This is a genomic window from Xanthomonas hyacinthi (genome assembly GCF_009769165.1).
GTDB lineage: Bacteria > Pseudomonadota > Gammaproteobacteria > Xanthomonadales > Xanthomonadaceae > Xanthomonas_A > Xanthomonas_A hyacinthi.
Map to the genome: position 1 here is coordinate 2797062 of NZ_CP043476.1, position 22388 is coordinate 2819449.

At 69.0% G+C, this 22388-nt stretch carries 19 protein-coding genes and 4 pseudogenes; 10 read left to right on the forward strand and 13 right to left on the reverse strand.

Annotation, left to right across the window (positions count from 1 at the left end):
* Nucleotides 1–237: 237 nt before the first annotated feature.
* Entirely contained in the window at nucleotides 238–3123 is a 2886-nt protein-coding gene (locus FZ025_RS12340; protein WP_046980227.1) for a TonB-dependent receptor, read from the forward strand.
* 150 nt (nucleotides 3124–3273) lie between these two features.
* On the opposite strand, the gene FZ025_RS12345 is transcribed toward FZ025_RS12340, so the two are convergent.
* The 4 genes from FZ025_RS12345 to FZ025_RS12360 all read right to left on the reverse strand — a co-directional run bounded on the left by FZ025_RS12345 (nucleotide 3274) and on the right by FZ025_RS12360 (nucleotide 6574).
* Nucleotides 3274–4041, reverse strand: a complete 768-nt coding sequence (locus FZ025_RS12345; RefSeq protein WP_104558795.1) for an endonuclease/exonuclease/phosphatase family protein — start codon at nucleotides 4039–4041, stop codon at nucleotides 3274–3276.
* Between the two features lie 28 nt (nucleotides 4042–4069).
* Nucleotides 4070–4906, reverse strand: a complete 837-nt coding sequence (locus FZ025_RS12350; protein ID WP_104558802.1) for a thiol:disulfide interchange protein DsbA/DsbL — start codon at nucleotides 4904–4906, stop codon at nucleotides 4070–4072.
* Nucleotides 4907–5024: 118 nt separating this feature from the next.
* Nucleotides 5025–5666 carry a thiol:disulfide interchange protein DsbA/DsbL gene (locus FZ025_RS12355; protein ID WP_046980229.1) on the reverse strand — a complete coding sequence of 214 codons (642 nt, stop codon included), beginning with the start codon at nucleotides 5664–5666 and terminating at the stop codon, nucleotides 5025–5027.
* Nucleotides 5667–5752: 86 nt separating this feature from the next.
* Nucleotides 5753–6574, reverse strand: coding sequence for a c-type cytochrome (locus FZ025_RS12360; RefSeq protein ID WP_046980230.1), 822 nt, complete (start codon nucleotides 6572–6574; stop codon nucleotides 5753–5755).
* A gap of 129 nt (nucleotides 6575–6703) precedes the next feature.
* Between FZ025_RS12360 and yihA the strand changes: the two genes are divergently transcribed.
* Nucleotides 6704–7327, forward strand: a complete 624-nt coding sequence (gene yihA / locus FZ025_RS12365; protein WP_046980231.1) for a ribosome biogenesis GTP-binding protein YihA/YsxC — start codon at nucleotides 6704–6706, stop codon at nucleotides 7325–7327.
* Between the two features lie 415 nt (nucleotides 7328–7742).
* On the opposite strand, the gene FZ025_RS12370 is transcribed toward yihA, so the two are convergent.
* The 3 genes from FZ025_RS12370 to FZ025_RS12380 all read right to left on the reverse strand — a co-directional run bounded on the left by FZ025_RS12370 (nucleotide 7743) and on the right by FZ025_RS12380 (nucleotide 10515).
* Nucleotides 7743–8735 carry an MBL fold metallo-hydrolase gene (locus tag FZ025_RS12370; protein WP_046980232.1) on the reverse strand — a complete coding sequence of 331 codons (993 nt, stop codon included), beginning with the start codon at nucleotides 8733–8735 and terminating at the stop codon, nucleotides 7743–7745.
* Nucleotides 8736–8849: 114 nt separating this feature from the next.
* Nucleotides 8850–9680, reverse strand: a complete 831-nt coding sequence (locus FZ025_RS12375) for a helix-turn-helix domain-containing protein (RefSeq protein ID WP_046980233.1) — start codon at nucleotides 9678–9680, stop codon at nucleotides 8850–8852.
* Nucleotides 9681–9819: 139 nt separating this feature from the next.
* Nucleotides 9820–10515: a VIT1/CCC1 transporter family protein gene (locus tag FZ025_RS12380; RefSeq protein ID WP_046980234.1), complete on the reverse strand. Its 696-nt coding sequence runs from the start codon at nucleotides 10513–10515 to the stop codon at nucleotides 9820–9822.
* 220 nt (nucleotides 10516–10735) lie between these two features.
* On the opposite strand from FZ025_RS12380, the gene FZ025_RS12385 reads away from it, so the two are divergent.
* Nucleotides 10736–12100: a glutamate--cysteine ligase gene (locus FZ025_RS12385; protein ID WP_046980235.1), complete on the forward strand. Its 1365-nt coding sequence runs from the start codon at nucleotides 10736–10738 to the stop codon at nucleotides 12098–12100.
* Between the two features lie 76 nt (nucleotides 12101–12176).
* On the opposite strand, the gene FZ025_RS12390 is transcribed toward FZ025_RS12385, so the two are convergent.
* The gene (locus FZ025_RS12390) at nucleotides 12177–12479 is read right to left on the reverse strand and encodes a YciI family protein (RefSeq protein WP_046980236.1); all 303 of its coding nucleotides are present in this window, start codon (nucleotides 12477–12479) and stop codon (nucleotides 12177–12179) included.
* A 22-nt stretch (nucleotides 12480–12501) separates the two neighbouring features.
* Nucleotides 12502–13254: a DUF2236 domain-containing protein gene (locus FZ025_RS12395; RefSeq protein WP_167523858.1), complete on the reverse strand. Its 753-nt coding sequence runs from the start codon at nucleotides 13252–13254 to the stop codon at nucleotides 12502–12504.
* Between the two features lie 24 nt (nucleotides 13255–13278).
* On the opposite strand from FZ025_RS12395, the pseudogene FZ025_RS21865 reads away from it, so the two are divergent.
* A pseudogene (locus FZ025_RS21865) lies at nucleotides 13279–13413 on the forward strand (IS3 family transposase); the annotation flags it as partial.
* 472 nt (nucleotides 13414–13885) lie between these two features.
* Nucleotides 13886–14056, forward strand: a pseudogene (locus FZ025_RS12400) (IS1595 family transposase); the annotation flags it as partial.
* A 101-nt stretch (nucleotides 14057–14157) separates the two neighbouring features.
* Here the strand turns inward: FZ025_RS12400 and FZ025_RS22920 are convergent.
* The 3 genes and pseudogenes from FZ025_RS22920 to FZ025_RS12410 form a co-directional block, all read right to left on the reverse strand.
* Nucleotides 14158–15117, reverse strand: a pseudogene (locus tag FZ025_RS22920) (ATP-binding protein); the annotation flags it as partial.
* Between the two features lie 254 nt (nucleotides 15118–15371).
* Nucleotides 15372–15693, reverse strand: a pseudogene (locus FZ025_RS22925) (two-component sensor histidine kinase); the annotation flags it as partial.
* Nucleotides 15690–16406: a response regulator gene (locus tag FZ025_RS12410; RefSeq protein ID WP_104558793.1), complete on the reverse strand. Its 717-nt coding sequence runs from the start codon at nucleotides 16404–16406 to the stop codon at nucleotides 15690–15692. The gene FZ025_RS12410 and the pseudogene FZ025_RS22925, both read right to left, overlap by 4 nt.
* A 272-nt stretch (nucleotides 16407–16678) precedes the next feature.
* Between FZ025_RS12410 and FZ025_RS12415 the strand changes: the two genes are divergently transcribed.
* From FZ025_RS12415 to fghA, 5 genes are all read left to right on the forward strand, one after another.
* Entirely contained in the window at nucleotides 16679–16927 is a 249-nt protein-coding gene (locus FZ025_RS12415) for a hypothetical protein (protein ID WP_158185560.1), read from the forward strand.
* Nucleotides 16928–17043: 116 nt separating this feature from the next.
* Nucleotides 17044–17319, forward strand: a complete 276-nt coding sequence (locus FZ025_RS12420; protein WP_104558792.1) for a metal/formaldehyde-sensitive transcriptional repressor — start codon at nucleotides 17044–17046, stop codon at nucleotides 17317–17319.
* 42 nt (nucleotides 17320–17361) lie between these two features.
* On the forward strand, nucleotides 17362–18471 hold the full coding sequence (locus FZ025_RS12425) for an S-(hydroxymethyl)glutathione dehydrogenase/class III alcohol dehydrogenase (RefSeq protein WP_104558791.1): 1110 nt from the start codon (nucleotides 17362–17364) through the stop codon (nucleotides 18469–18471).
* A gap of 68 nt (nucleotides 18472–18539) precedes the next feature.
* Nucleotides 18540–19112, forward strand: coding sequence for an S-(hydroxymethyl)glutathione synthase (gene gfa / locus FZ025_RS12430; RefSeq protein ID WP_046981308.1), 573 nt, complete (start codon nucleotides 18540–18542; stop codon nucleotides 19110–19112).
* A gap of 112 nt (nucleotides 19113–19224) precedes the next feature.
* On the forward strand, nucleotides 19225–20055 hold the full coding sequence (gene fghA, locus FZ025_RS12435) for an S-formylglutathione hydrolase (protein ID WP_046981295.1): 831 nt from the start codon (nucleotides 19225–19227) through the stop codon (nucleotides 20053–20055).
* Between the two features lie 879 nt (nucleotides 20056–20934).
* On the opposite strand, the gene FZ025_RS12440 is transcribed toward fghA, so the two are convergent.
* Complete coding sequence (locus FZ025_RS12440; protein WP_046981296.1) at nucleotides 20935–22344, reverse strand: aminotransferase-like domain-containing protein; 1410 nt, start codon at nucleotides 22342–22344, stop codon at nucleotides 20935–20937.
* Nucleotides 22345–22388 lie beyond the last annotated feature (44 nt).

Here is a 22388-nt window from a genome sequence, read left to right on the forward strand (position 1 = left end):
GTCGCGCGGCCGGCAACGCTGGCCGCGTAACGTCGGGTGCGAGCTGTCCCGCGCCGGGCACAGATGCGACCGGTCTGGCCGCAGCCCGTCTACGAAATCGTCCAGTCGGTCCAGGACTCTCCGAATCCCGGTCCGATTGCTTGCTTAGGGTTTACGTTTTGTTTACAAGGTAGGCCACGCCGTCGCGGTGCAGGGGGGTCGCAGCGGCCGACCCACATCCTTTCTGGAGAGAGACGGATGAATTGCCTGCACCGCCATCCTTTGGTTTTCGCGGTTTCGTTGTCCTTGCTGGCCGGTTCGCCCGCGCTGGCCGTCGCCCAGCAGGCCGCGCCCGCTGCCCCCGCGTCCGCCACCACCCTGGACAGCGTCCAGGTCACCGGCACGCGCATCCGCAAGGCCGAGCTGGAGGGGCAGGTGCCGGTGCAGACGCTCAGCCGCGCCGACATCGAACGCACCGGCCTGACCTCGATCGGCGACGTGCTGCAGGAACTGACCGCCTCCGGCTCGGCGTTGAACACCAAGTTCAACTCCTCCGGCAACTTCGGTTTCCCGCCCGACGGCAGCGGCGTCGGCGCCGGCTCGGCGCAGGTGGATCTGCGCCACCTCGGCGCCAAACGCGTGCTGGTGCTGGTCGACGGCATGCGCTGGGTCAACGAGTCCTCGGCGTCCGGCGTGGGCGCGGCCACCGACCTCAACACCATCCCGCTGGCCATCGTCGAGCGCATCGAGGTGCTGGAGGACGGCGCCTCCTCGCTATACGGCTCCGACGCCATCGCCGGCGTGGTCAACATCATCACCCGGCGCAAGTTCGACGGCGGCCAGGTCACGCTGAACTACGGCCAGTACGACAAGGGCGACGGCGCCAGCAAGGGCGTGGACCTGGCCTGGGGCCACAGCACCGAGCGCACCAGCCTGTTCCTCGGCGCCAGCTACACCAAACAGGATCCGGTGTATGCGCGCGACCGCAAGCAGTCGCTGTATCCGGTGCCCGGCACCGGGCTCAGCTTCGGCAGCTCGGCCACGCCGGACGGCCGCTTCATCTTCGTCGATCCGGTCACCGGCGCCGAGCAGGACCTGACCCCGAACAGCGGCGCCGGCACCCCGAGCTACGACGGCAGCGCCGGTTGCACGCGCAGCGACGACTACCACTGCTTCGGCACCAGCGACCGCTACAACTTCGCCGCCTCCAACCTGTTGCTGACCCCGTCCGAGCGCAAGGGCGTGTTCGGCCAGTTTCGCTACTTCTTCAACGACGACGTGCAGTGGTATTTGAAACTGCTCGGCAATCGCCGCGAGTCGACCAACCAGGCCGCGCCGGAACCGATCTTCCTCGGCCCGGATGCCGGCACCGGCAATCCGCTGGCCGACAACATCGTCATCTCCGCGGCCAATCCGTACAACCCGTTCGGCTTCGACCTGGATTCGTCCAGCAACCTGATCATGATCGGGCGACGGCCGGTGGAAGGCGGCGCGCGCGTGTTCGAACAGCGCGTGGACACCCAGTACGTGGGCACCGGCTTCATCGGCAGTTTCGAGAGCGCCGACCGCACCTGGTTCTGGGACGTCAATGGCGCCTACAGCAAGAACAAGGCCGAGCAGACCAACTACGGCAGCTACAATCTCTACAACATCAACCTGGCGCTGGGCGACCCGGCCGCCTGCGCGGCGGTGGCCGGCTGCGTGCCGCTGGACATCTTCGGCGGTGCCGGCAGCATTACCCCGGAGATGCTGCGCTGGATCCAGCCGGTGGTGCACGACCGCAGCCAGAACGAGCTGACCCAGTTCACCGCCAACCTCAGCAGCGAGCTGTTCACCCTGCCGGCCGGCGCGGTGTCCTTCGCCACCGGCGTGGAGTACCGCAAGTACGAAGGCTGGTACCAGCCCGATCCGCTGACCGTGGCAGGCCACTACAACGGCGTGCCGTCGCTGCCGACCGAGGGCAGCTACAACGTCAAGGAGGCCTACCTCGAACTGAGCGTGCCGATCTTCGCCGACTCGCCGCTGGGCGACAAACTCGACCTGAGCCTGGCCGGGCGTTATTCCGACTACTCCACCTTCGGCGGCAAGTTCACCCCGAAGTACGGCCTGCGCTGGCAGGTGTCGCCGGACGTCGTGCTGCGTACCAGCTATGCCCAGGGCTTCCGCGCCCCGACCATCGGCGAGCTGTACGGCTCGGCCGCGCGCGCCGACCTGACCCTGTCCGATCCGTGCTCGATCGGCCTGGGCGGCACCGCGCCGCGCGGCAGCGCGGCCAACTGCGCCGCGCTCGGCGTGCCGGCCGGCTACCAGCAGGCCAACTCGCAGATCTCGGTGACCACCGGCGGCAACCGCGCGCTGCAGTCGGAGAAGGCGCGCAGCTTCAGCGCCGGCTTCGTGTGGAGCCCGTGGTTCGCCAGCAACGTGCCTTGGTCGGATCGCTTCGATGTCGAAGTGACCTTCTATCGACACGACATCGACGGCGCGATCCAGGCGATCAACGCGCAGACCCAGCTCGACCTGTGCGTGGACACGCTGGACGCGATCTATTGCGACGGCATCACCCGCGCCTCCACCGGCGGCATCAACGGCTTCAACAACCGCCTGACCAACCTGGGCTCGATCAAGACCGACGGCTGGGACGTGGACCTGTTCTGGACCTCGCCGGAGACCGCGGCCGGGCGCTTCAAGATCGGCTGGCAGAACACCTTCGTCACCCGCTACGTCGCCACCGGCGCCGCCGGCCAGGTGCAGCCGCAGGAACCGGGCGTGGAAGTGGTGGACAGCGCGATCCCGGAGTGGACCAGCAACCTGACCCTGGACTGGTCGCTCAACCGCTGGAACGCCTCGTGGACGGTGCGGCACATTTCCGAGCTGACCGAGCAGTGCGGCGACGCGGTGGCGTTCGCGGTGTGCAGCAACCAGGCCGCAGGCACCAACACGCTGGACGCGATCACCTACCACGACGTGCAACTGGGCTACCGCTTCGACTGGCTCAAGGGCCTGACCGTCAGCGGCGGCGTCAACAACGTCTTCGACAAGGATCCGCCGATCTGCCTGTCGTGCTCGCTCAACGGCTACGACGCGTCCACCTACGACATCCCCGGCGGCCGTTATCTTTACGTGCGTGCGGATCTGAAGTTCTAGCGCGCTTTCGATTCGCCTGAAGGCGCTCGCACAATTTCCTGCAAGCCGTCGCGCTTTTTTTGTAGGCGGCTTCAGCCGCGACGCTTTACCGATAACGCCCGGTCGCGGCTGAAGCCGCTACAGGGAATGCAGCGGTAGGGAACGCAGCAGCTAGCGCAGCATCGCCTGCGGCACTTCGATCTCGGTCGCCACCGCCAGGTGGTCGGAGAACGCGGCGGGCAATGCGCGCTGCTCGTTGCAGCGCAGGCCGTCGCTGACCAGGATGTGGTCGATCGCGCGTTGCGGGCGCCAGCTGGGGAAGGTCGGCACCACGCAGCCCGGCGGTTGCAGCCGGGTGCGTTTGTACAGGGCCTGCATCTCGGGCCGGTCGGCGACGCAGTTGAAGTCGCCCATCAGCACCGCGTTGGGGTGATCGGACAGCAATTCGGCGATGAACGCCAACTGCGATGCGCGCGAGTTGGCGCCCAGCGACAGATGCGCCACCGCGATCGCCAATCCTTCCGCACCGTCGCCGAACTTGGCCAGCAGCACACCGCGCCCGCCGAGCCGGCCGGGCAGGGGATGGTCCTGCACTTCGACCGGTTCCAGCCGGCTGAGCAGGCCGTTGGCGCTGGAGGCCACGCCGCCCATGCGCCGGTTCGGCTGGTGGCTCCAGTAGTTGAAGCCGGCGCGCTCGGCCAGGTAGTGGGTCTGGTTGGTGAAGCCCGAGCGCAGGCTGCCCGGATCGCTTTCCTGCAGGCCGACGATGTCGTGCTCGCTGGCCAATTGCGCGATCGCATCCAGGCTGCTGCGCTTGCGCCCCGCCGGCAGCGCATGCGACCAGCTGCGGGTCACGTAGTCGCTGTAGCGGCGCGTGCTGGAGCCGGCCTGGATATTGGCGGTGAGCACGCGCAGCGTGCGGGTGGCGGGGGCAGTCACGGCGGCGCGGCCTGGTGGGGGCGGGAGCTTACTTGGCCAGCGCGGCGCGCTCGCGTGCGATCAGGTGATCGGCGATGCGCAGCACGTCGTCGTAGCTCTTGCCCTTGACCAGGTACTTGCCGTCGACGATCAGCGACGGCGTGCCGGTGACGCCGCTGCGCGTGGCGAACTGCTTGGCGCGGTTGGTCTTGCTGCTGACCGCGAAGCTGCCCATGGTGTCGGCGAACTGCTTGGGATCCACGCCGTACTTGGCGTAGAAGCCGGCGATGTCCTGCACCGAGTCGCGGCCGCGCTCGCCCTTCAGGGTCTCGTCGACGTGGATCGCCTTGTACAGCGCCTCGTGGGTCTTTTCCTGCACGCCCAGCGCTTCGGCGGCGTAGAACGCGCGCGCGTAGTCGTCCCAGGTGCCGCCGAACATCGCCGGCACGTAGACGAAGTGCACGTCCGAAGGCAGGCCGGCCTTCCACGGGCCGATCTGCGGCTGGAAGCGCGCGCAGGCCGGGCACACGTAGCCGAACACTTCGGCCACTTCGATCTTGCCATTGGTCGGCTGGAACGGCTGGCCGCCCGCGATGTCGACGTAGTCGGTGCCGGCGACCGGTTCGGCGCCGCTCGGGGTCCGCGCCGCGACCGGTGCAGCCGGGGTGTCGGCGGCAGGCTGCGCGGTGGCGTCGGCGGCCGCGGTGGAGGGGTTCTCGGCAGCGGCAGCCGGTGCGGTTTCGCTGGCGCTGGCTGCGGGCGCCGCCGGCGCTGCGGCGGGCGCGTCGGCGGCCGGGGCGACGGTGTCGGCAGTGCCGTCCTGGGCCTTGCATGCGACCAGGATCGGCAGCAGGGCCATCAGGGTCAGGGCGAAGCGGGTCTTCATCGGCGGCATCTCCAGCAGGATTGGGGGCAAAACGCCGGCTGCGCCGAACAGCGCGGCAGGCAACCCCATCATGATGCCATGGCGCAGATGAAGCGCCGTGCTGCGACCCCGGTCGCGATTACTTGCCCGCGCGCTCGCGCGCGGCCAGCGCATCGGCGATGCGCAGCATGTCCTGGAAGTTCTTGCCCTTGACCAGGTACTTGCCGTTGACCACCAGCGCCGGGGTGCCGGGGATCTCGCTGCGCGCGGCGAAGTCGCGCGCGGCCTTGACCTGCGCGGCCACCTGCGGGCTGTTGTAGGCGGCGATGAAGTCCTGCGGCTTGACGCCGTACGCGGCATAGAACGCGGCCAGTTCCTCCGGTGCCACGTTCTGCACCGGCACGCTGTGCTTGTCGTGGATCGCCTCGAACAGGTCGTGATGGCTGCGGGTCTGCACGCCCAGCTTCTGCGCGGCATAGAAGGCGCTGGCGAAGCTGTCCCAGAAACCGCCGAACGCGGCCGGGACCAGGGTCACCCGCACGTCCTTGCCCTGCTTGCGCGTCCATTCTTCCAGGATCGGCTCGAAGTGCGCGCAGTGCGGGCAGGTATAGCCGAACACTTCCACCACCTCGATCTTGCCGGCCAGCGGCGCGAACGGCTGCGGCTTGGCGATCAGCGTGTAGTCCTCGCCTTCGACCAGGGCGGCGGTCTTGGACTGCGCGCAGGCGCTCAGCGGCAGCAGGGTGAGCAGGCACAGCAGCAGACGGGGCAGACGGTTCATGCGATCTCCATGGCAAAAAACGCACGCCGGTCGTGACGACCGGCGCGAAGGGGGAAGCGGTCCGGCGCCGCGGCGGCGGCGCACGCTCAGGATTGTTGCGCAGGCGCGGCCTGTTGTGGCGCGGCTTGCGCTGGTGCAGCCTGCGCCGCGGCCGCATCGTCGGCGCGATCGTGCAGGCCCTGCAGGTAGCTGCCCAGCGCCTTCATCTCCTGCTCGGTCAAGGGCTTGGCCACCTGCGCCATGATCTTGAACAGGGTCGGGTCGCGTTCCAGGGTGGTGCCGGCCTGGTATTCCTGCAGGCGCCGCGCCACGTAGTCGGCGTGCTGGCCGCCCAGATGCGGATACGCCGGGCCGGGGTTGCCGGCGCCGGTGGGGCCGTGGCAGGCCATGCACGCCGGAATCCCGCGCGCCGCATCGCCGCCGCGGTACAGCTGCTGCCCGACCTCGTAGAACTTCATGCCGGCGTAGGGGCCTTCGCTGACCACCGCGTCGTCGGCGATGCCGGCGCCGGCCTTCTGCGTGGCGAAGTAGGCGCCGATGTCGCGCATGTCCTGCGCGCTCAGCGGTTGCACGAACGGCAGCATCGCCGCGACCGCGCCGGCGGTGCGCTCGCCGTGCGCGATCAAGGCCATCTGCCGCGCGCTGTAGCGCTCGCTCTGGCCGGCGATGCGCGGATACATCGCGATCGCCGGGTTGCCGTCGGCGCCGTGGCAGGCGGCGCAGGCTGCGGCCTTGGCCTGGCCGGCCTTGGCATCGCCCCAGGCGAGCTTGCCGACGTCGCCCTCCAGCGGCGCGGTGCTGACCGGCGCGTTGTCGGGAATGGGAACCACCGAGGTCTGCGCGAACGCGACGGCGGCGGCGATGGAAACGGCTAGACCGGCAAAGGCAAGAACGCGAGCGTGGCGCATTAGCTGAAGCTCCGTGTGACCCAACCCGCGGCTGCCGGGCCGGCGACCGCATTCGCGCGATTATCCCCGTGCGGCGCCCTGCCGGTCAACGAACCCCGCCCGGGCCGGCGGACGTGCGATCCTAGCGCCATGTCGCTCCTCATCGAACGTGCCCAGTATCTGCTTTCCGCCCACACCCCCCGGCAGCTGCCGGAGGACGGGGGCTGGGAGGTGGCCTTCGCCGGCCGCTCCAATGCCGGCAAATCCAGCGCGCTGAACGCGCTGACCCGGCAGAATGCGCTGGCCCGCGTGTCCAAGACCCCTGGCCGCACCCAGCAGCTGGTGTTCTTCCAGATCCAGCCCGAACGCTATCTGGTGGACCTGCCCGGCTACGGCTACGCCAAGGTGCCGCTGGAGCTGCAGGCGCACTGGCAGTCGTTCATCGACAAGTATTTCCGCACCCGCGAGGCCTTGCGCGGCCTGGTGGTGGTGATGGACATCCGCCATCCGCTGAAGGACTACGACCGGCAGATGCTCGGCTACGCGGTGCAGCGCGGACTGCCGGCGCACGCGCTGCTGACCAAGGCCGACAAGCTCGGCCGCGGCCAGCAGGCGCAGGCGCTGCAGCAGGTGCGCAAGGACCTGTCCAGCTCCTTCGGCGACACGGTCAGCGTGCAGCTGTTTTCCGGCGAGACCCGCCAGGGCGTGGACGAGGCGCGGGCCATCGTCGGCGGCTGGCTGGGCCTGGACGCGGAGCCGACCGCCGCGCAGTGAGCGCGGCGGAGGCGGAGTTCTGGCATCTGCTGCGCCGACGCTGCTTGCGATCGATCGCAAGCAGCGGACGCGGTCGTCCTGTCCGCTTTGGCTGCATCGCATGCGCGATGCCGAGCGCCCGCAGGGGCGGATGAGGGTACGGGCGCAGCCTCGTGCATCCAAACTCCGCGAGATGCTTCGCGCCGTACCCTCACCCCAACCCCTCTCCCGGGGGGAGAGGGGCTAGCGGCTGTTCCCTTCTCCCGCCGGGAGAAGGTGCCCCGCAGGGGCGGATGAGGGTACGGGCGCAGCCTCGTGCATCCAAACTCCGCGAGACGCTTCGCGCCGTACCCTCACCCCAACCCCTCTCCCGAGGGGAGAGGGGCTCAGGCGCACCGCGGCTGTTCTTCCTTCTCCCATCGGGAGAAGACCGCCCTCAAGGCGTGGTCGGCAACGGCGCGAACTCGGCCGGGACCCAGGCGAACGCGTCGCCCTCGCGACGCACATGGCCCAGGCCCGGGAACGGCAGATGCGCGCCGGCCACCCACCAGCCGCCGTCGGCGGCCTGCGCCATGGTCCGCTTGCGCGCGGCGATCGCCGCGCTGCGGTCGCTGTCGGCCTCGTAGGACGCCTGCGGCTGCGCGAACTGCACCGCGTGGTAGTGCACCAGATCGCCCCACACCAGCAGTTGCTGGCCGTCGCCGCCGTCGAAACGATAGGACACGTGGCCGGGGGTATGCCCGTGCGTATCCAGTGCTACCGCGCCGCCGGGCAGCGCATCGCCGGGGTGGAAGCGGCGCAGCCGGTCCCTGGCCTGGTATGGCGCCGCCGCCGCGCGCGCCAGCGGGAACGCGAACTTCAGCATTTGCGGCGCGCCGGCCTCGCTGGCCGGATCCAGCCAGTACCCGGCATCGGCCGCGCTCAGCCACACCGTGGCGTTGGGGTAGGCGAGCTGTCCCTGCGCATCGAGCAGGCCGCACATGTGGTCCGGGTGGGCGTGGGTCAGCAGCACGTCGTCCACCTGCGCCGGCGCGTAGCCGGCCGTGCGCAGGTTCGCCAGCACCTGGCCCAGGCCCGGGCCGAAGCAGGTGGCGGTGCCGGTATCGACCAGGGTCAGGTGCGTGCCGTCCTGGATCAGGTAGGCGTTGACCGTGGTCTGCAGGCCCTTCGCGGTTTCCGGTACGTAGCGATGGTCGAGCAGGCGCGCGATCGCGTCGCTGTCCAGATTGGACAACTGCGCGCGCGGCAGCGGCACCGTGCCGTCGAACAGCGCGGTGACGCGCAGCCTGCCGATTGCCTGGCGGTAGACGCCGGGGACTTGCTGCACGGGCGCGGCAGGCGCGGCGGCATGGGCGGCCGGCGGCAGCGGCAGGGCAATGGCGGCGGCCAGTGCCAGCAGGGCCAGCGGGCGTGAGACGGAAACGGGCATCGGCAGGTTCCAGCGCAAAGCGGCGTTCGCCGCGGTGCCTGCATGCTGCGCGGGCGGCGCGGCGCGATTCGCTCATTCGGCTGCGCGCGGCGCTCGCCATGTCGCGAACAGGCGCTAGTTGCCGATGCTCGCCGGATCCAGGCCGTAGCGCTGCTGGAAGCGCTGGCTGAAGCTGCGCGTGGAGCGATAACCGGCGCGCGCGGCCACCGTCTTCAGCGGCCAGCGCGTGGTGTAGAGCAGTTCCATCGCATGCGCCAGACGCGCATCGGTGATCAGCTCGCGCAACGACGTGTGCTCGCCGGCCAGATGCCGGCGCAAGGTCGCACCGCTCAGGCTCAGGCTGTCCTCGACGTCGTGCGACCGCCATGCGCGCTGCGGCTGTGCCGCGATCAGTTCGCGCACCTGCGCGGCGATGCTGGGCGCCGGCGGCAGCAGCAGGCCGCCATGGCCGCGGCGGCAGAACGCGACCACCAGCGCCGCCAGCGCCAGCCTGGCTTCGGGGTAGTGGCCGTCCTGCAGCGCCTGCCGCCACTGCAGCAAGGCGCTGCCGAACTCGATTGCGCGCAGCCGCGCCAGTTCCGCGCCGGCGGCCGGCAACGGTTCGTTCCACAGCATGCGTGCGGCACTCAGCACTTCCTCGCACAGCGGGATCACCGCGCTCAGATACAGGCCGCTGTGCGGGTCGGGACGATTGACCACGTCGATGCGGCAGCGCCGGGTCACCAGGAACAGATCGCCCGGCACGAACTCCAGCGCCTGCGTCGCGGTACGCACCTGCTTGCGGCCCTGCAGCAGGATCGCAAGCTGCGGCCGCGGAATATCGACCGAGCGCGCCCCGTGTTCGCGGCGTGCGGCGATGCAGGCGTAGCCCTCGGCGCGCTCGCACTCGGCCAGCGTCGTCAATTGCGCGAGCAGCAGGAATTCGGGGTCGTGGGTGTCGGCCATCGGTGGCGATGCTACAGCAGCATTCGCGTCACCTGTGGGCGCGCCTCCGGGTGGCCTCGGGCCATCGGTCGCGACCGGGCATTGCTCGATAAAGCCGTCGCGAGCGATGGCGCAAGGAAACTGCCCTCGTGCGACTGCCTCAGACCTGCACATCGAACAAGCGGCCCACAGCCGCGGTGGCCAGCATCGCCGCCGCGCCCCAGAACATCACGCGCACCGCGCCGCGCAGGCCGGACGCGCCGCCGGCGCGTGCCGCCAGCGCGCCGGTCAGCGACAGCGCGAGCAGCGTCGCCGCCACGGTCACCCACACCTGAAGGCCCGCCGGCGCCAGCAGCGCGGCCAGGATCGGCAGTGCCGCACCGCAGCAGAACGCGGCCGCCGACGCCAGCGCGGCCTGCAGCGGCCGCGCGCGCAGGGTCTCGGTGATGCCGAGTTCGTCGCGCGCATGCGCGCCCAGCGCATCGTGCGCGGTCAACTGCTCGGCGACCTGGCGCGCCAGCGCCGCATCCAGCCCGCGCTGGCGGTAGATGGCGGCGAGTTCGTCCAGTTCGCTGTGCGGATCCTCGCGCAGTTCGCGGCGCTCGATCGCCAGGTCGGCGCGCTCGGTATCCACCTGCGACTGCACCGAGACATACTCGCCGGCGGCCATCGACATCGCCCCGGCGACCAGGCCGGCGACGCCGGTCGCCAGCACGACGGGTGCAGGCGCGCCGCTGCTGGCCACGCCGACCACCAGGCCGGCCACCGACAGAATGCCGTCGTTGGCGCCGAGCACTGCGGCGCGCAGCCAGCCGGCGCGGTCGCCGCGATGCAGTTCGGAATGGGTGGGACGCATCGGACGCCTGCACGGTTGGGGAACAGGCCTGCAGCCTAGCCGAGCGCGGCGCGGCCGGCGCTGCTGCGTCTCACTCTCGCCGCTGCCAAGCGGGCGGATCGTGGAATGCTGCAGCACCGCCGGTAGCGATGTGGGCTTCGCGCCGGTCACGCTATAGTGCGGCCCTTGCGATGCTGGCGGGCCATCCCCACATCGCCTCCTCTTCCGTGCGAGCCTGCCCTTGTCGAGCCCCAGCCACGTTGCCGAGACGCCGATCACCGACCGCGCTGAACTGGTCGAGGTGCTGGCCTCCGGAGAAAAGCCCGGAGCGCAGTGGCGCATCGGCACCGAACACGAGAAATTCGGCTTCCGCCTGGACGACCTGCGCCCGCCCGCCTTCGACGGCGAGCGCGGCATCGAAGCCCTGCTCAACGGGCTGACCCGCTTCGGCTGGGAGCCGGTGCGCGAAGGCGGGCGCACCATCGCGCTGCTGCGCGACGGCGCCTCGGTGACGCTGGAGCCGGCCGGGCAGCTGGAACTGTCGGGCGCGCCGCTGGAGACCATCCACGACACCTGCGTGGAAGTGGGCAGCCACCTCAACGAGGTCAAGCAGGTCGCCGACGAACTGCGCCTGGGTTTCCTGGGCATGGGCTTCCAGCCGAAGTGGCGCCGCGACGAGATGCCGTGGATGCCCAAGGGCCGCTACCAGATCATGAAGCACTACATGCCCAAGGTCGGTTCGCTCGGCCTGGACATGATGGCCCGCACCTGCACGGTACAGGTCAACCTGGACTACGCCAGCGAAGCGGACATGATCAAGAAGTTCCGCGTGTCGCTGGCGCTGCAGCCGATCGCCACCGCGCTGTTCGCCGACTCGCCGTTCACCGAGGGCAAGCCCAACGGCTACCTCAGCTACCGCTCGCACATCTGGACCGACACCGACGCCGACCGCACCGGCATGCTCGACTTCGTGTTCGAGGACGGCTTCGGCTACGAGCGCTACGTCGACTACCTGCTCGACGTGCCGATGTACTTCTCCTACCGCGACGGCAGCTACGTCGATGCCAGCGGGCAGAGCTTCCGCGACTTCATGCAGGGCAAGCTGCCGGCGCTGCCGGGCGCGCTGCCGACGCTGCGCGACTGGTCCGATCACATGACCACGGCGTTCCCGGAAGTGCGGCTGAAGAAATACCTGGAGATGCGCGGCGCCGACGCCGGCCCCTGGGGCCGGCTGTGTGCGCTGTCGGCGTACTGGGTCGGCCTGCTGTACGACGATGCGGCGCTGGACGCGGCCTGGGACCTGGTCAAGGATTTCAGCCTGATCGAACGCCACGCCTTGCGCGACGGCGTGCCGCGGCAGGCGCTGAAGCTGCCGTTCCGCAATGGCACGCTGCAGGACCTGGCGGAGGAGTCGGTGAAGATCGCCCTGGACGGCCTGCGCCGCCGCGCACGCCTGAATGGCGACGGCCAGGACGAATCGCGCTTCCTGGAACCGCTGGTGGACATCCTGCACGCCGGCGAGACCGCGGCCGAGCGCAAGCTGGCGCTGTACCACGGTGCCTGGCAGGGCGATGTGGATCCGGTGTTTCGCGAGTTCGCTTATTGATCGGTGTGCGCCGGTCAGTGTGCGCCGGCTGCGGATGGGATGGTGTGGCTAGAAAGTGCGGCGATGGTTGGAATAGTCAATCTCGGTCCTGCGCAAAATCGAGTAAGCGCGGATTGATGCGCGTCGGCTCGATCTCCGTGATGTCATACGCCGCGACTGCGCCGATGACGAAGGGATCTTTCTCGATTTCGCCGCGCAAGGTCTCCAAGTCTGTCGCGGCTGCAATGACTATTCCACCCGTCAGCGGTACCTTTTTGGCGAACGCCAGGATCATGCCGGATCGATAACGCTCTTGAAGCCACTCGACATGAGCGGGGAAATGCGTTTCTACGACGCTAAAGGGTTTCGTGTAGCTCACCGAGAGAATGTAAAGTTTCATCTTGTAGTTGTAGTCCTTGCTCTTAACCTCGACATGCGGCGCGTTTGACAGCAGGCTGATAGGGCTCCAGCGCCTTCAACTGATCGTTTGAAAGCCGGGTTTTCTCGAGTTTTTCGGTTAACGGAACGATCTCATCCGACGCGCGTGGCTGGCGTGCTAACGCACGTTTCAGGATAAGCTCCACCAGCTTTCGCCGACCGGGCGACAGCCATCCTATCCGGTGAAGATTGCATACCCTTTCCCCGGCAAGATATCTGCAGATATCCCGTCCGAGCCAGCGCAAAGGCCTTGGGAACCACCGCTCGGCAAAGAAATCCAACATCGCGGAAGCAACGATATGGCCGGTTTCTGTCTGTTCATACGCCCGTGCGTCGAACTGACGGTAAAACGCCTGCAGAGCGGCAAAGTCTCGTGGGAATGCCGCATTGGTCAAGGGACCCGATTCCCGTTCGAACTGCCGGAAAACGGCCGCCGCCCAGTGGTGCCAGGCCACCTGCATGTAGCCTGGCAGGCCGGGAAGGCCGAGGGACTTTTGTAGGTTATGGCCGAATGTGGCGAGCATGGCCAATGGGAAGATGAAGTCGTCGACGTCATCGAAATTGCCAGGCAGGCCCGGTGTCGCCTTGGCAATAGCCATGTGCATATGGTTGAGCCGCGAGATGGCTTCTCTCCCTTTCGAACTCGACGGACCGTCCACCATCCAGGCCATGAAATAGTCGTTACCATCCTGAAAGCGCCGATGGGGTTTCAATTCAAGCTTTCGGGTGTAATTCAATGTCGCAGAGCCAAGCGAGGGCTGGTCGAGTGGGCCACGCTCACCTGGGTCGACTGGTTCAACAACCGCCGATTGCTGGAGCCGATCGGGAATATCCCGCCCACCGAGGCTGAGGCCAACTACTATTCGCACTCCCCTGAGTCCGTCATGTCGGCGTGACTCAAGCCAAGGGGCCTCCGGAAAACCCGGGGCGGTTCACCTCAGTGCCGCCCCGGGAGAGGCCTTCGCACGTTCGATTTTCGAAGCCGGGGGAGTGGAACCGAACATCCGTTTTCGCACATTGCGTTTCGAGCATGCCCGAGCCTTGGTGGCAGAAAGCTTCGGATGTCTCCTCTACGCGCAGCCGCTGGCGATGGAGACGGCGTCGTGGGCTGGCCGGTTGGAAATACGCCCGGTCACGGAACCAGCCGCAAACATTCGCTTGATTTTGGTGCAGCGACGACATGGTGGTCTTACAAGGCGTAGTGAGCTGTTTATCGCGCATTGCCTTGGCGCCGTGAAGCGGGATCGGAGTTAGCGTCTCGCAGAGCGTCTTTGCTGATTGGCACGAAGGTTCAGCGCGGTCGCAGCGGCTGAGCGCGGCAGGGGACAGGATGCGATCTCACCCACAGGAGATCGTCCGATGGCCATGAACCTGCGTTCGGGCACCTCGATGGAGCAGAGCACAGTGCCGTTGCGCACCTGGCTGCTGGCGATGTATCTGCTCGGACAGCGCAAGACCACCCTGTCGGCGCTGGCGTTGATGCGGCACTTGGGTGTGAGCGACCCGGCGGCGTGGCGGATCGAGCACAAGCATAAGCAAGTCCCGCTTGCAGGAGCCGCAACGGAGCCTGGGTAGCGGCTCGCGCATCGGGTGGCGCCGCCGCCGCGCGGCACTCGGTGCCGCGCAACGCCGCCGCTATCTCAGACAGCCGCGGCCTGGCACGGCAGTTCCACGCACACCCGCAGGCCGCCTTCGGGGCGGTTGGTCAGGGCGATCTCGCCGCCGTGGGCGAGCACGATGCTGTGCGCCACCGACAGGCCCAGGCCGATGCCGCCGGTGTCGCGGTTGCGCGAGTTCTCGCCGCGGAAGAACGGCAGGAACAGCTTCTCGTGCTGGGTCGGGTCGATGCCGGGGCCGTCGTCGTCGATCCACAGCGCGCAGTCGGCGCCGTCGCGCTGCAGTTGCAGGCGCGCGCGCTTGCCGTACTTCAGTGCGTTCTCGAGCAGGTTCATGACCATCCGCCGCAGCGACAGCGGGTCGCCATCGAGGGTGATGGCCTGGCCGGCGACGAACGCCACGTCCGCGCCGGTGTCGCCGGCGTCGTCGACCACGCTTTCCACCAGTAGGCGGAAATCCAGCGGCGCGCGGGTGCCGCGGCGGCTGTCGTTGTGGATGAAGTCCAGCGCCGCGGAAATCATCGCCTTCATCTCGTCGATGTCGGCGATGGTCTTGTCGCGCAGCGGCGGCTGCAGGCCTTCCAGGCGGAACGCCAGGCGCGCCAGCGGGGTGCGCAGGTCGTGGGCGATCGCCGCGACCATGTGCGTGCGCTCGTTGATCAGGCGGTTCAGGCGCGCCTGCATCGCGTTGAACGAGTCGGCGGCCTGCACGATTTCGCTGGGGCCGCTGCGCTGCAGCGGCTCCGCATCGGGATTGCGGCCGAGCCGGTCGGCGGCTTCGGCGAAGCGCCGGATCGGCGCGGCCAGCGCGCGCGAGAACCACCACGCCAGCGGCAGCATCGCCAGCAGGCCGGCGACGAACAGCAGTGCGACCTGGGTCTTGAACGCGGTGGAGAAACGCCGCGGCGGCGACACCACGCTGCGCCAGCGACCATCGGGTTGCTGCAAGGCGGCGGTGAAACCGCCCAGCAGCGGCGCTGCGGGGGCGAGTCCGCGCTCGCGCCAGCGCGAACCCGCCGCGCGCACCGCTGCGGCGAACCTGCCGGCATCGCCCGTGGGCAGCGGAGGCTGCTGCCGGGTCGCGGCGTCGCCGAAGGCGGCTTGCGGCGGAGTACCGGCATCGGCGAACGGCGTTGGCGCCTCGCTCAGGAAACGCGCGTCGCCGAGCGGTCCGGCCTGCGGTTGCAGGCGCGGCTGGTCTTCCAGCGGAAAATTCGGGCCGGGCGGCTTCTCGTCGCTGCTGCGATAGAAACGGACCCGTTCCGGCGCCACGTCCAGCCAGTTGGTCAGCAGGAACTCGGCGAAGCGGTCGCGGACCTGTCCCGGCGCCGGCAGCGGCGCCTGCCTGGAGTCGTGCACCTTCAAGGTCTGCGTGCCAGCCGGCATCTTGGTGGTCAGCAGCGCGATCACTTCCGGCGGATGCACCGGCATTTCGTAGACCGGCGTGCGCAATACCAGCAGGGCGATGCCGATCAGCTGTGCGGTCAGCAGGGCGGCCAGCAGCAGGAAGGTGCGGGCGAAGATCGAGACGCCGCGGCGATCCCGCTTGGGCGCACTCACAGCCGGGCGACGCTCGGCAACAGCATGTAGCCCTCGTTGCGCACGGTGCGGATCAGTTCGGTCTGCAGGCGTTCGTTGATCTTGCGGCGCAGGCGGCTGATCTGGCTGTCGATCGCGCGGTCGTAGACTTCGGTGTCGCGGCCGCGCGCGTAATCCAGCAACTGGTCGCGGCTGAGCACCCGCTGCGGATGTTCGACGAAGGTGCGCAGCAGGGCGAACTCGCCGTCGGAGAGGTTGATGAAGATGCCGGTGGGGTCGCGCAGGTCGCGGCGGATCACGTCCAGGCGCCAGCCGGCGAACTCGTAGACGTTGCCGCGCGCTTCCGGCGGCAGCGTCGCCGCCTGGCTGCGGCGCAGCAGCGCGCGCACCCGCGCCAGCAGCTCGCGCGGATTGCACGGCTTGGCCAGGTAGTCGTCGGCGCCCACTTCCAGGCCGATGATGCGGTCGGTGTCGCTGCCCAGCGCGCTGAGCATGATCACCGCCGGCGCGCCACGCTCGCTGGCCAGTTGCCGCGCGGCGCTGAGGCCGTCCTCGCCCGGCATCATCACGTCCAGGATCACCAGGTCGGGCTGGCGCACGACCATCAACCGGCGCATATCGGCGACGTTCTCCGCGGCTTCCACCTGGTAGCCGTGCTCTTGCAGGAACTCGCTGATGAGCCGGCGCAGATCGGGGTCGTCGTCGACGACAAGAATGAAGGATTGCATATCCATGGTCTTGAAGGGCGGCCGCTCGGAGTTCAGCCAGTCTAGACGCGGCCGCTGCCGCTTGGAACTGGTGCGTGCAGGCTATCGCCGCTGGGTGCAAGGCGGGGCGCGTGATCGCAGGGCCATGATAGGCAGTGGCGACGGCGGCCTCATGGCCGGTTTGTGCCGTATTGCGACATGTGTTGGCACAATTGACTGGCGTGCCATCGGAGCTGCCTGGCATTGGCGCATCGGCCGAGCGCAAGCTGCCGGTGCCATCCGGAATGGTTCCTGCCGCCATGGCTGCCGCTGCCGCCGCCCGGCTCGACCCGACCCGACCCGACCCGCCGTCCGCTGCCGCTGCCGACCTCCCGCGCGATGCGACGGCCGCGCGGCCGGCAGATGCCAGGCCGGACCCGGCGATGCGCGCCAACTTCGCCAAGCTCGACGCCTGCCTGCGCGGCAAGGGCAGCGCGCCGCCGCCGTGGCGCGGTCCGCGGCAGGACGGCGCCGCGCCATCTCCGGCTGCGCCGCCCGCGCAGCGCTGAGTCCTGCGGCGCGCTGCCGCCCGCGCGCGCCATCTCCGCTCCAGGATGGCGCGGGCGTTTTCTTTTCCGGGCGGAGGAATATACTGTCCCCCAGTATAGTTCCCAGGTCGCACCGCATGCCGCATACCCCGCACGAGAAAAAACGCGTCCTGGCCCGCATCCGCCGCGTGCGCGGACAGGCCGAGGCGCTGGAACGCGCGCTGGAAGGCGGCGCCGATTGCGCTGCGGTGCTGCAGCAGATCGCCGCGATCCGCGGTGCGGTCAACGGCCTGATGTCGGAAGTGATGCAGGCGCATATCCGCGAAGAATTCGGCCACGCCGCCGCCTCGGACACGCAGCGCGCCGTGCGCGTGCGCGAGATGGGCATGCTGGTGCGCTCCTATCTCAAGTGACCCGAACCCCACGACCCAACCCGTTATTCCAGGAGAAATCTCATGAAATCCCGTGCCGCCGTCGCTTTCGAAGCCGGCCAGCCGCTGCAGATCGTGGAGATCGACGTCGAACCGCCGCGCCAGGGCGAGGTGTTGGTCCGCATCACCCACACCGGCGTGTGCCACACCGATGCGTTCACGCTGTCCGGCGACGATCCGGAAGGCATCTTCCCCGCCGTGCTCGGCCATGAAGGCGGCGGCATCGTCGAGGCGATCGGCGAGGGCGTGACCAGCGTCAAGGTCGGCGACCACGTGATCCCGCTGTACACGGCCGAATGCCGCAAGTGCAAGTTCTGCCTGTCCGGCAAGACCAACCTGTGCCAGGCCGTGCGCGCCACCCAGGGCAAGGGCCTGATGCCCGATGGCACCACCCGCTTCTCCTACAACGGCCAGCCGATCTTCCACTACATGGGCTGCAGCACCTTCAGCGAATACACCGTGGTGCCGGAGATCTCGCTGGCGGTGGTGAATCCGGAAGCGCCGCTGGAGAAGGTGTGCCTGCTCGGTTGCGGCGTCACCACCGGCATCGGTGCGGTGCACAACACCGCCAAGGTCAAGCCGGGCGACTCGGTGGCCGTGTTCGGCCTGGGCGGCATCGGCCTGGCGGTGATCCAGGGCGCGGTGCAGGCCAAGGCCGGGCGCATCCTGGCCATCGACACCAACCCGGGCAAGTTCGATCTGGCGCGCAGCATGGGCGCCACCGACTGCATCAACCCGAAGGACTACACCAAGCCGATCCAGGAGGTCATCGTCGAGCTGACCGATGGCGGCGTGGATTTCAGCTTCGAGTGCATCGGCAACGTGCACGTGATGCGCTCGGCGCTGGAGTGCTGCCACAAGGGCTGGGGCGAGAGCGTCATCATCGGCGTGGCCGGTGCCGGCCAGGAGATCAGCACGCGTCCGTTCCAGCTGGTCACCGGCCGCGTGTGGCGCGGCAGCGCGTTCGGCGGCGTCAAGGGCCGTACCCAATTGCCGGGCATGGTGGAGCAGGCGATGCATGGCGAGATCGATCTGGATCCGTTCATCACCCACACCATGCCGCTGGAAGAGATCAACGAAGCCTTCCACCTGATGCACGAAGGCAAGTCGATCCGCACCGTGATCCATTTCTGACCTGACGGTCAGTCCGGCGCGCGGCCGCTTCCGCGCATGCAGGTACGCAACGAACCCGGGAGGGCATGATGAGTACCGTAACGATTCATCCGTCGGTGGACGGCGGGGTGCGCACAGGCGCGGAGAATTTCCAGGGCGGCACCCTGGAATGCCACTGCGCCAGCGACAAGGTGACCGTGGACGTGGGGGCGCAGACCGCGCACAACCACGCCTGCGGCTGTACCAAATGCTGGAAGCCGAAAGGGGCGACCTTCTCGGTGATCGCGGTGGTGAGCCGCGACAAGGTCAAGGTCACCGCGCACGAGGAGAAGCTGAAGGTGGTCGACGAGAGCGCGACGATCCGGCGCCACGCCTGCAGCGGCTGCGGCGTGCACATGTACGGGCGCATCGAGAACACCGAGCATGCGTTCTACGGGCTGGATTTCATCCATACCGAACTGTCGCCGCAGCAGGGCTGGTCGGCGCCGGGCTTCGCCGCATTCGTGTCCTCGATCATCGAGAGCGGCACCCGCCCGGAAGCGATGGACGCGGTACGCAGCCGGCTGCGCGAACTGAAGCTGGAGCCGTACGACTGCCTGTCGCCGGCGCTGATGGATGCGCTCTCCACCCACGTCGCACGCAAGAGCGGCGTGCTGCAATAAAGCCTGAAAGCCTGCTGCCCGCCGCGTGCCGCCTGGCGGCGCGCGGTAGGCAGCGTCTCCGGATGCGGCCGGCGTCTGCCCGGCCGCATCCCCCCACTCCGGGATCCACTCCATGGAACGCATCGAACACCATGCCTGCTGCGGCGGCTGGCAGGACGTCTATCGCCACGACTCGGCCGTGCTCGGCTGCACGATGAACGTGGCCGTGTACCTGCCGCCGCAGGCCGAGCACGCCGCGCTGCCGGTGCTGTACTGGCTCAGCGGGCTCACCTGCACCGAGCAGAACTTCATCACCAAGGCCGGCGCGCAGCGCTACGCCGCCGAGCACGGGGTGATCCTGGTCGCACCCGACACCAGCCCGCGCGGCGACGACGTCGCCGATGCCGAGGGCTACGACCTGGGCAAGGGCGCCGGTTTCTACGTCAACGCCACCCACGAGCCGTGGGCCAGGCACTACCGCATGTACGACTACGTGGTGCAGGAACTGCCCGGGTTGATCGAGGCGCAGTTCCCGCACAACGGCCGCCGCGCGATCAGCGGCCATTCGATGGGCGGGCACGGTGCGTTGGTGATCGCGTTGAAGAATCCGGGCCGCTATCGCAGCGTGTCGGCGTTCTCGCCGATCGTGGCGCCGTCGCAGGTGCCGTGGGGCGAGAAGGCGTTTTCGGCTTATCTCGGCGACGATCGCGCCAGTTGGAAGGCCTACGACGCCACCGCGCTGATCGCCGAGGCGAGCGAGCGTGTGCCCTTGCTGATCGACCAGGGCGGCGGCGACGAGTTCCTCGACAAGCAGTTGCGGCCGCAGTTGCTGCAGACCGCGGCCGATGCCGCAGGCTATCCGCTGACGCTGCGCCTGCAGCCCGGCTACGACCACAGCTACTACTTCATCGGCAGCTTCATCGGCGAGCACATCGCCCACCACGCGCGCGCGCTGCAGGGCTGAGTGCGCAATGCGGCGGTGTCCCCGGTCATGCCGAGCGCCGGCGGTTGCATGCGCTAGCGCAGCGTGCTCCGCATTGGAGACGATGGCGAGGTACATGCCGGGGCATCCTTGTGGGAGCGACTTCAGTCGCGACGGGCTCTACCGGTAATGCCCGTCGCGACTGAAGTCGCACACAAGGTTACGTTGCCTGTAAGTAGACAGAGAACCGCTCTGGCGCCGTGTTGCTGTGCCGCTGGCATTGCGGCACCGTCCAGCGCTCGCCGCCACCGAGCCATCGCGATCGCTGCTGCACGATGACGACGCAGTGGCAGTTGCATGTCGATCCCGCTCGCGCGCTGGCGCCGCGCGTAAACAAATGCGCGGCGCATCGTCCAATGCGCGGTTGTGCGATTGCCGTCGCGTCGGCTGAGACGGGGTGCCGCTAGATTCCCCGGCCTTCGCCATCGTGTCTTTCCGGACTGGAGTCGCGCCATGCGCGCTTGCCGCAAACCTGCATCGTTGTTCTGGCGGCAGCGCTGGCGCAGTCCGCTCAGCGCATTGGCCATGCTCGCCTGTACCTTGTTCGGCGCCTGTGCGGCACTGGCGATCGGCGCGGCGACGCCGTAAGCAGGACCCAGGCTCGGGCGATCCGGTGCGCTTGCAGGCCCGCGCGCGTTGCTGCCACCGCGCTGGCCGCCTGCGACTGGACGAGAGAAACGCTTGGCGCATCGCTGGCCTGACCCAGCGATGCGATGGCCTCCACTCTGCGTTGGATGCGATCGCCGGTATCGAGTGCACTGCCTGCGGCGTTCCGGCGCGATTTTCAGCGCGCGGCCGCGCCTGCCCTAGGGCACGGCTACATCCTATAGTCCGGCCCGGCCCGGATTGGCGACCGGCGGCTCAGCGCGGCAGCCGCGCGGCTAATGCGCCCAGCCGCCGCATCGCCCGTTCCAGGGTCTCGCTCCACGGCTGGCCGCAGGTCAGGCGCAGGTGGTCGGCGTAGTCGCCGCGGCTGGAATACAGGTGCCCGGGGGAGGTGCCGATGCCTGCGGCCAGCGCCGCCTCGAACAAGGCCTGGCCGCTGCCGGCGTCGGCCAGCTGCAGCCATAGCGACAGCCCGCCGGCGGGATCGCCGACCCGGGTGCCGGCCGGCCAATGCCGCACGATCGCCTCGCGCAGGCGTTGGCCGTTGTCGGCGAGGGTGCGGCGCAGCTTGCGCAGGTGCCGTTCCAGGTCGTGCTGCGCCAGGTAGTCGGCCAACGCCAGCTGCGGCAGGCTGGCGCCGCCGACGGTGGAGAAGTATTTGGCGCGGACCAGCGCGTCGGTCCACTCGCCGCCGAGCAGCCAGCCCACGCGCAGGCCCGGCGCCAGCACCTTGGAGAACGAGCCGCAGGTGATCACGTTGCCGTGGGTGTCGAAGTGGCGCAGCGGGCGCGGGCGTTGTCCGGACCAATCCAGCTCGCCGTAGATGTCGTCCTCGATCACCACGGTGCCGTGGCGTGCGCAGCTGTCGAGCAGGGCGCGCTTGGCGCTGTCGGGGGTGAGGCTGCCGAGCGGATTGTTGAAGTTGGGAATCAGCACGGCCGCGCGCGCCGGGGTGCGCTGCAGCAGCGCCTCCAGGCGCACCGCGTCGATGCCGTGGCCGGCGCGGGTGGGCACTTCCAGCACCTTCAGCCGCAGCGCCGCGACCGCCTGCAGGATGCCGTGGTAGGTCGGCGTTTCCACCAGCACCACGTCGCCGGGCGCGGTCAGCATGCGCAGCGCCAGGCTGATCGCCTCCATCGCGCCGGCGGTCACCACCACTTCGTCCGCCGCCACCGTGGTGGCGCAGTGCGCGTAGCGCAGCGCGATCTGCCGGCGCAGCGCGGCGTGGCCTTGCGGCGGCGCGTAGTCGAGCGCGACGCCGCGATGGCGGCGCAGTTGCCGCGCCAGCGCGGCCGCCAGCTGCGCACCCGGCAGCAGCGCCGGCGCCGGCGTGGCGGTGTGCAGCGGCACCAGGTCCGAGCGCGTGAGCATGTCGAGCACGCCTTGCAGCGCCGGGTTGTCGACCGCGCCCGGCGTGCGCCGCCGCGCAGGCGCGGTGGCCGCCGGCAGCGGCGCCGCGGCCGCGCGCACGAAATAGCCCGAGCGCGGCCGCGCCTGCACCCGGCCTTCGCGTTCCAGCTGCAGGCAGGCCTGCACCGCGGTGGCGGTGCTGATGCCGTGGTTCGCCGCCAGCTGCCGGATCGACGGCAGGCGCTCGCCGGCGCGCAGCGTGCCGTGCGCGATCTGCTCGCGCAGCTGCACGGCGAGCGATTCGTACAAGAGCATGCGGGCGCCTCATCTGTATCGGTCCATTTACAGCGTATCTGAAT